General features: G+C 61.6%; 5 protein-coding genes and 1 pseudogene. 1 reads left to right on the top strand and 5 read right to left on the bottom strand.

Annotated elements, in window-relative coordinates:
• Positions 1-18: 18 nt before the first annotated feature.
• A pseudogene (locus ACRXB1_RS25915) lies at positions 19-123 on the bottom strand (DnaA regulatory inactivator Hda); the annotation flags it as partial.
• A 231-nt stretch (positions 124-354) separates the two neighbouring features.
• On the opposite strand from ACRXB1_RS25915, the gene purM reads away from it, so the two are divergent.
• Complete coding sequence (purM, locus tag ACRXB1_RS25910; protein ID WP_449493661.1) at positions 355-1,425, top strand: phosphoribosylformylglycinamidine cyclo-ligase; 1,071 nt, start codon at positions 355-357, stop codon at positions 1,423-1,425.
• 853 nt (positions 1,426-2,278) lie between these two features.
• On the opposite strand, the gene ACRXB1_RS25905 is transcribed toward purM, so the two are convergent.
• From ACRXB1_RS25905 to ACRXB1_RS25890, 4 genes are all read right to left on the bottom strand, one after another.
• Entirely contained in the window at positions 2,279-5,584 is a 3,306-nt protein-coding gene (locus tag ACRXB1_RS25905) for a DEAD/DEAH box helicase (RefSeq protein ID WP_449493660.1), read from the bottom strand.
• Positions 5,585-5,645: 61 nt separating this feature from the next.
• Positions 5,646-6,146, bottom strand: a complete 501-nt coding sequence (locus tag ACRXB1_RS25900) for a CinA family protein (protein ID WP_061998498.1) — start codon at positions 6,144-6,146, stop codon at positions 5,646-5,648.
• A gap of 58 nt (positions 6,147-6,204) precedes the next feature.
• Entirely contained in the window at positions 6,205-6,741 is a 537-nt protein-coding gene (locus tag ACRXB1_RS25895) for a phosphatidylglycerophosphatase A family protein (protein ID WP_231941293.1), read from the bottom strand.
• Positions 6,731-7,280 (bottom strand): AIR synthase-related protein (locus ACRXB1_RS25890; protein WP_449493659.1); only part of this gene is annotated, 550 nt, incomplete at its 5' end. The genes ACRXB1_RS25895 and ACRXB1_RS25890, both read right to left, overlap by 11 nt.

Raw genomic sequence — 7,280 nt, 5'->3', positions numbered from 1 at the left:
TCACGCGCCTGCGCGAACTCGAAGGCGCGTGACCAGCTCGTGGTTGCCGGCGGCGAAAAAATTGTCGAAGGTGGCGAGCGGCGGCGTGCCGAGATCGAGCGTCAGTTGGCGTTGCACGGGCAATCGGTTCCGTCAGGGCGTGTCTTGAAAACGGCGCGCTCAATTTCGCTGATGTCCGGCATGAACCGGTGCAAAAGGCATTGAGCGCAAGGTCGAGACACCCGCCGGATAGGCGTGAGTCTCAAAAAGGGGTGGAACGGTACTTTGGAGCCGCGGCCGGGAACTGCGAGAAATCAGGTTGGACGGCCAGCATCGGTTAAAATCTCATTTTACCGACCTTCTCGCCGATCCCCCATGAATCAACCGAAATCCGCCCCAGAGCGCACGGGCGCACCCGCCCAAGGTTTGTCCTATCGCGATGCGGGCGTGGACATCGATGCCGGCGACGCGCTCGTCGACCGGATCAAGCCATTTGCCAAGAAAACCATGCGCGACGGCGTGTTGGGGGGGATCGGCGGATTCGGCGCGCTGTTCGAAGTGCCCAAACGCTACAAGGAGCCGGTGCTCGTGTCCGGCACCGACGGCGTAGGCACCAAGCTGCGCCTCGCTTTTCAACTGAACAAGCACGATACCGTCGGCCAGGATCTCGTCGCCATGAGCGTGAACGACATTCTCGTGCAAGGCGCCGAGCCATTGTTTTTCCTCGATTATTTCGCCTGCGGCAAGCTGGATGTGGATACGGCCGCGACCGTGGTGCAGGGCATTGCGCAGGGTTGCGAGCTGGCCGGTTGCGCGTTGATCGGTGGCGAGACCGCCGAAATGCCGGGCATGTATCCCGATGGCGAATACGATCTGGCGGGATTTGCGGTTGGCGCGGTGGAAAAGAGCAAGATTATCGATGGCTCGACCATCAAGCCGGGCGATGTGGTTTTGGGTCTGGCTTCGTCGGGGATTCATTCGAATGGGTATTCGCTGGTGCGCAAGATCATCGAGCGTGCGCAGCCGGACCTGAATGCCGATTTTGATGGCCGAACGCTTGCTGATGCACTGATGGCGCCGACGCATATTTATGTGAAGCCGTTGTTGTCGCTGATGTCGCAGATGGCAGTGAAGGGCATGGCGCATATCACCGGCGGCGGGCTGGTCGAGAATATTCCGCGGGTTCTGCGCGATGGCTTGACCGTTGAGCTGGATCATCGGGCGTGGCCGCTGCCGCCGTTGTTCTCGTGGCTGCAGAAGCACGGCGGTGTGGCTGATGCGGAGATGCATCGAGTGTTCAATTGCGGGATCGGGATGGTCGTTGTTGTGGATGCGGCTGACGCCGAAGCTGCAACGGGAATCTTGTCGGCGGCAGGGGAGCAGGTTTGGGCGATCGGGCGGGTTCGGGAGTCGAAGGCTGGTGAGGCGCAGACTGTGGTGGTTTGAGTTTTCGCTGGCGCTCGGGGAGGGGTTTTTGGTTGGTTGGGGTTGGGGTTGGTGCTGGGTTGCTGCTTTTTAGGCTACCGCGCGTTTCGTTCTAGCTGATCTCTTTCGCACTATTAGCCACTGTGCGTGGCGGCACTTCATTTCTTTGTCCAACGGCGACAAAGAAACGAAGCAAAGAAAACGCCTTTCCACCGACGGCACATAAGTGTCCCGAGCGTGCAGTGATAACTGTTTGGTACTTCACAAGAACGCTCGACGCCGCAATCAAGAACACTTGAAACCCTCCCCCTCCGAACACGGCAACCCACACGCTTCGCCACCAGTGTGGGAATCCGCTAATTAGGCCTCCGCGCTGCGCGCGCTGGCGCCCAAACGGAGGGCGTGGCTGTACTGGTTCCGTTGCGCCCGTGCTTGCCTGGGACCACCGGTTGCGAAGTCTCGGCAAGTTCAGCATGCTGTAGAGCCGTTATGGCTCAACCTGTTGTTTTACTTTGGCCAGGTTTCCGTATTGACTGCCACAGTTACTGGTGGCGAAGCGTGTGGGTATCTGTTGCCGGAGGGGGAGGGGTTCAAGTGTTCTGAATTCCGGCGTCGAGCGTTCTTCTGACGTACCAAACAGTTGTCAGTGCACGCTCGGGACACTTATGAATTAGCGGTTGGAAGGCGTTTTCTTTGCTTCGTTTCTTTGTCGCCGTTGGACAAAGAAATGAAGTGCCGCCACGCACAGTGGCTAATAGTGCGAAAGAGATCAGCTAGAACGAAACGCGCGGTAGCCTAAAAAGCAGCAACCCGGCACCAACTCCGACCCCGCGCCCCCCACCCAAGGCGCCAAAAAGCGTCCAAAAAATACACATCACCCCTGCGGCATCGGCGCCAGCAACGCCTCAATATCCTCCGCCGAGAACTTGGCCCCGGCTGCTGCGTCCTCACGCAGAATACTATCGGCGAGAGCGGCCTTACGGTCCTGCATCGCCACGATGCGCTCCTCAATACTCCCCGCCACGATCAACTTGTAAACGAACACCGGCTTCAACTGCCCCAACCGATGCGCACGGTCCGTCGCCTGATTCTCCGCCGCGGGATTCCACCACGGATCGTAGTGAATCACGGTGTCGGCGGCGGTCAGGTTCAACCCAACTCCACCCGCCTTCAAACTGATCAGGAACAATGGCACTTCGCCATCCTGAAAACGCGTCACCGGCGTCACGCGATCACGTGTATCGCCCGTCAACGTCACGTACGGCAAACCGGCTTTATCGAGCGCGGCGGCGATGATCGCAAGCATCCCCGTGAACTGCGAAAACAGCAGCACGCGACGTCCTTCTTCAAGCAACTCCGGCAGCATATCGAGCAGCAAATCGAGCTTCGCCGATTCCTCGACGCGCTTCGCCCGCGTGAGCTTCACCAGCGACGGATCGCAGCAAACCTGACGCAGCTTCAACAACGCCTCCAGCACGACGATATGGCTGCGCGCCAAACCTTGATCGGCCACCGCCATTCGCACCTTTTCCTGCATCGCGATTCGCACGGTCTCGTATAAATCCCGCTGCGAACCCTCGAGCGATACAGTCCGCACAATAGTCGTCTTCTGCGGCAATTCCTTCGCGACTTCGTCTTTCCTTCGACGCAACATGAATGGCCGGATCCGCCGCACGAGCAGATCACGGCGCACCGGGTCCTCGTATTTTTCGATGGGCGTGCGCCAGCGTTTGGTGAAATCTTTCTGCGTGCCAAGGAATCCCGGCAGCAGGAAATCGAACTGCGCCCACAACTCGCCCAGGTGATTTTCAAGCGGCGTACCCGTCAGACAAAGCCGATGCCGCGAACTCAAATCACGAATCCCCTTGGCAGCCTTTGTCGCGACGTTTTTCACGGTCTGTGCTTCGTCGAGGATCAGCAAGTGATACTCGTACTGCGACAACATGGCCAAGTCGCGCCACAACAGCGGGTACGTGGTCAACACGAGATCGTGCTCGCTGATCTGATCGAAGCGATCCTTGCGTTGCGGACCATGCAGGTCGAGCACGCGAAGATCGGGCGCAAACTTCTTCGCTTCCTCTCGCCAGTTGTGAACGAGCGTAGTCGGCAGCACTACGAGCGCGGGACGGTCGAGCCGGCCCGATTCCTTTTCAACGAGAATGTGCGCGAGCGTCTGCACGGTCTTGCCGAGTCCCATGTCATCGGCAAGCACGCCGGACAGGTTGCGTTCGCGCAAATACTGCATCCAGTTGAGGCCTTCGCGCTGATAGACGCGAAGCTCTGCGTTCAAGCCGCGAGGGACCGGGACTTCACGCAATCCCGGTCCTTCCTGCAATCGTTGCGCGAGTTCACGGATGGAGACATCACCGTGGAACTGCCAGCGGCCGGTGTCGGTGAGCGCTTCCAGACGGCCGGCGTCTTTTTCGGAGACGCGCAGCGGTTGCGTACCGAGGGTGTCAAACAGATCGATCAGCACGCGCACCACCGGCTTGATCCGCGATGCACGCAGCCGCAGTCGTTCGCCGAGATCGGTGTTGAGTTCGATGCCTTCGTCATCCGGAATCGAATCGATCGCCCCCGCCAGCCAGCGCCGGTCGCGCTGGAACAGGTCGGCGAGCAGCGGCTCCAGCCGCACGCTCCGTTCCCCGACGGCAATGCCGAGTTCGAGGTCGAACCAGCCGTCGGTGCTGTGGTGCGCGGTGCCCTGGATATCGTCGATCTCGATGAAATCGAAGCGGAATTCCGGCGACATGGAAATGCGCCAGCCGTCCTCGCGCAACGACGGCACGGTGTCGCTCGTGAACAAGGCCCAGGCGGCCGATGCCGGCAAGCCGAGCACGCCGGCCGGAATGGCCTTCGGTCCGAAGCGCTGGTGCGCCGGAATCTTGCGAAATCCAAGCTCGTAGAGCTGGTTCGAATACCGCGTTTCCACGTCGTGACGGCGCTTCACCTGGACCATGTCGCCGGACTCCGTGCGCAAGATCGTAGTGGCGTGCGTGGGGTCGATGCTGAAGCCGCTGTAATCGAAACTCAGCAGGGCGAAATCCAGCACGCTCGCCCCCGTGCGTTCCTCACGCGGCCGCCATGTTCCGCTAATGGACTGCGTGTCGAGCACGAGCACGGGCACCGGTTCAATATCGACGATCTGTAGATTCAGCGTTTCGTGGCCCGGAGGCGGCGGCAGGTCGGACGCGACCTCGCGCAACATGGCGCCGACAAGCGGCGCTTCGGCGAGCGAGATGGGCGGCATCGCTAGATAATCGACGAGTTGCCGCGCCGGCTGAGGCATGTCGACGATGCCGGCTTCGCGCGTTTCGGCATCGGCGAACCACAACGGTTCGGTCGTGATGACGAAGGTCGATGCCGGCTCCGTTTGCAGCACGGGCCGCACGCGGTCGTCCGGGTCCGGCGTCCATTCAATGCGTCCCGGCCGCGCTTCGCCCTGCGTCAACGGCCGGCGCGGTTCGCCCACATCCCGCGACGAAGGCGTGGCCGTGAAAAGGCGTCCGGTTGCGAGCATGCGCTGCAGCAAATCCGCGCCTTCTTCGCCGTGCAAGGCGAAGCCGCCGAAGTCGTTGCGCGTGCGTCCGATGATCAGCGCACGAAGAATGGTCAGGTCGTCGTCGCTTACGAATTTCGGCTGTTTGACGAGCGCTGAGTCGAGATTGGTCCAGGGCCGGTCGAGCGTCTGGAGCGAGCCGTCCGGGCTCAGGCGCACCTTGTGCAGCGCGACCTCGGGCATGCGCATGACGCGCGACGTGCCGAGCACGTAAGCGAGCGCCAGGGCGCCATTTGCTTCGGTGGTTTTCTTCGCAGCCGTACTGCGTGTCGATGCAAACCGTGAGCGAAATCCTTCAAGCCAGCCGGCGACTTCGGCGCGTACTGAGTCGGGTTCGTCGGGTTTGTCGCTGGCGGTCGCGAGCAACGCGGCGGCAGCGTGCTTGCAGCCGAATCCGACCGGGCACGAACAGCGGCCTTGGGCTGAGATCGCGCCACGGTCGTCACGGAACTTCACTTCGACGTGATACGGCTGGCGCTGGGTGCCTTTCACGTCGGCACGCAGAACGTCGTTGTCCCAGTGCAGGTGCCTGACTTCGTCGACGTACCCGCGCGCCTTGGCCACGGTAGATGCGCCGAGCCATTTGATGATCTGAGCCGTGTCGTAGGCAAACGCCGGCATCAGCACGCCCACCCATGATTCGCGGTTCCGGTTTTTGCCTGTCTAGCCAACATCCGCTTGTTCACCGTTCCCTTCGTTCTAATAGTTCGAGCAGACCGCGCAGCGCATGCGCCGCTGCCTGGGTGCGAATCTGTTCGCGGTCGCCCTTGAACAACTGCGTCTCGACAGAGGTATGCAGCCGGTTGCTCCATGCAAATGAAACCATGCCGACCGGCTTGGTTTCCGTACCGCCGCCCGGACCCGCTACGCCCGTAATGGACAGCGAAACCTGCGCCCGGCTGTTCCTGAGCGCACCTTCGGCCATGGCCTTGGCAACCGGTTCGCTCACCGCGCCGTGACGCTCGATCAGGTCGGCCGGCACGCCGATCATCTCGGTCTTGGCGGCATTCGAATACGTGACGAACCCCCGCTCGAACCACGCGCTGCTGCCGGAAATATCCGTCATCGCAGCCGCGACCATGCCGCCCGTGCACGATTCCGCCGTCGCGAGCATCAGGCGCTCATCACGCAGTTTGTTGCCGGCACGAATGGCGAGCTGGTGGACGACTTTATCGGTGGCCATGATGGGACTCGCTAGTGGGCTGATCGTGTGGGCAAGAGAGGATCGATAACGCGCGGCATCAAATCGTCATGCGCCACAGCGCGATCACGAGCAACGAGAAAAACGCGGCCGCGATGTCATCGAACATGATGCCGAAACCGCCCTTCAGATGACGATCGAAATAGCTGATGGGCGGCGGTTTAACCATATCGAAGAAGCGGAACACGATAAACGCCCACAACTGTCCGGTGAACGTGGCGGGCGTGACAAGCAGCAACACCAGCCAGAACGCGACGATCTCGTCCCACACGACCGGCGACGGATCCTCGATACCCATTTTCTTCGCCGTGAAGCCGCAGAACCAGCACCCGGCGACGAAGCCCACGGCGATCAGCACGGCCCATTCGGCAACGGTGAGGTACGGGTTGAACGCCACGAACGACGCCCACGCGAACAATGTGCCGACGGTGCCGGGCGCAACCGGGGACAAGCCGCTGCCGAAACCCAGCGACAGGATGTGAAGCGGATGCGACAGCATGAAGCGGGCGCTCGTCCGGCGCTTTGGCTTGGGACGCGGTTTGTCGTCGATAGTCTCGGTGATCGGGTCAGTCTGCATGAAAGTGGTCGTAGCCCGATGCCGTAAACGATACGGGACCGGCATGATTGCGCCAGTCGATGGCGGGCGTGTCAGTGAGAGCAGCAAGACCCTCGATTGTACCGATGCGCGTCACGAGCACGCCCACCTGCTTGGCCGAGCGTTGGATTTTTGCGCGCGCCTCGACTGGCGCGGTAAAGCAGAGTTCGTAGTCGTCGCCGCCGGCGAGGACGCACGGCAACTGGGCGGCCGCCGGCAATGCATCGATAACGGGGGAGCGCGGTACGAGATCCACGTCGACGGTCGCGCGCATGTTCGAGCGCTTCAATATGTGCAGGAGGTCGCCCGCGAGGCCGTCGGAGAGATCCAGCGCAGCGTGCGCCACGCCGCGCAACGCAATGCCGAGCGCCACGCGCGGCTCGGGCTGCTCGAGCGCCTTGATCGCGATGGCTGCGCTGGCAGCGTCTTTTATGGACCATTCTTGCCGCTTGATGCCGAGTCCGGCGCGGGCGTTGCCGAGCTGTCCGGGTACCCAGATGTCGTCGCCGGAGATCGGTGGT

The organism is Caballeronia sp. M23-90 (genome assembly GCF_053574605.1).
The sequence above is the reverse complement of the archived record's forward strand: the minus strand, read 5'-3'. Positions and strand labels throughout refer to the sequence as shown.

Bases quoted from the DNA above. Each gene is read 5' to 3' on its own strand.
- ACRXB1_RS25905 (WP_449493660.1), bottom strand. From the start codon at position 5,584: ATGCCGGCGTTTGCCTACGACACGGCTCAGATCATCAAATGGCTCGGC.
- ACRXB1_RS25900 (WP_061998498.1), bottom strand. From the start codon at position 6,146: ATGGCCACCGATAAAGTCGTCCACCAGCTCGCCATTCGTGCCGGCAAC.
- purM (WP_449493661.1), top strand. From the start codon at position 355: ATGAATCAACCGAAATCCGCCCCAGAGCGCACGGGCGCACCCGCCCAA.
- ACRXB1_RS25895 (WP_231941293.1), bottom strand. From the start codon at position 6,741: ATGCAGACTGACCCGATCACCGAGACTATCGACGACAAACCGCGTCCC.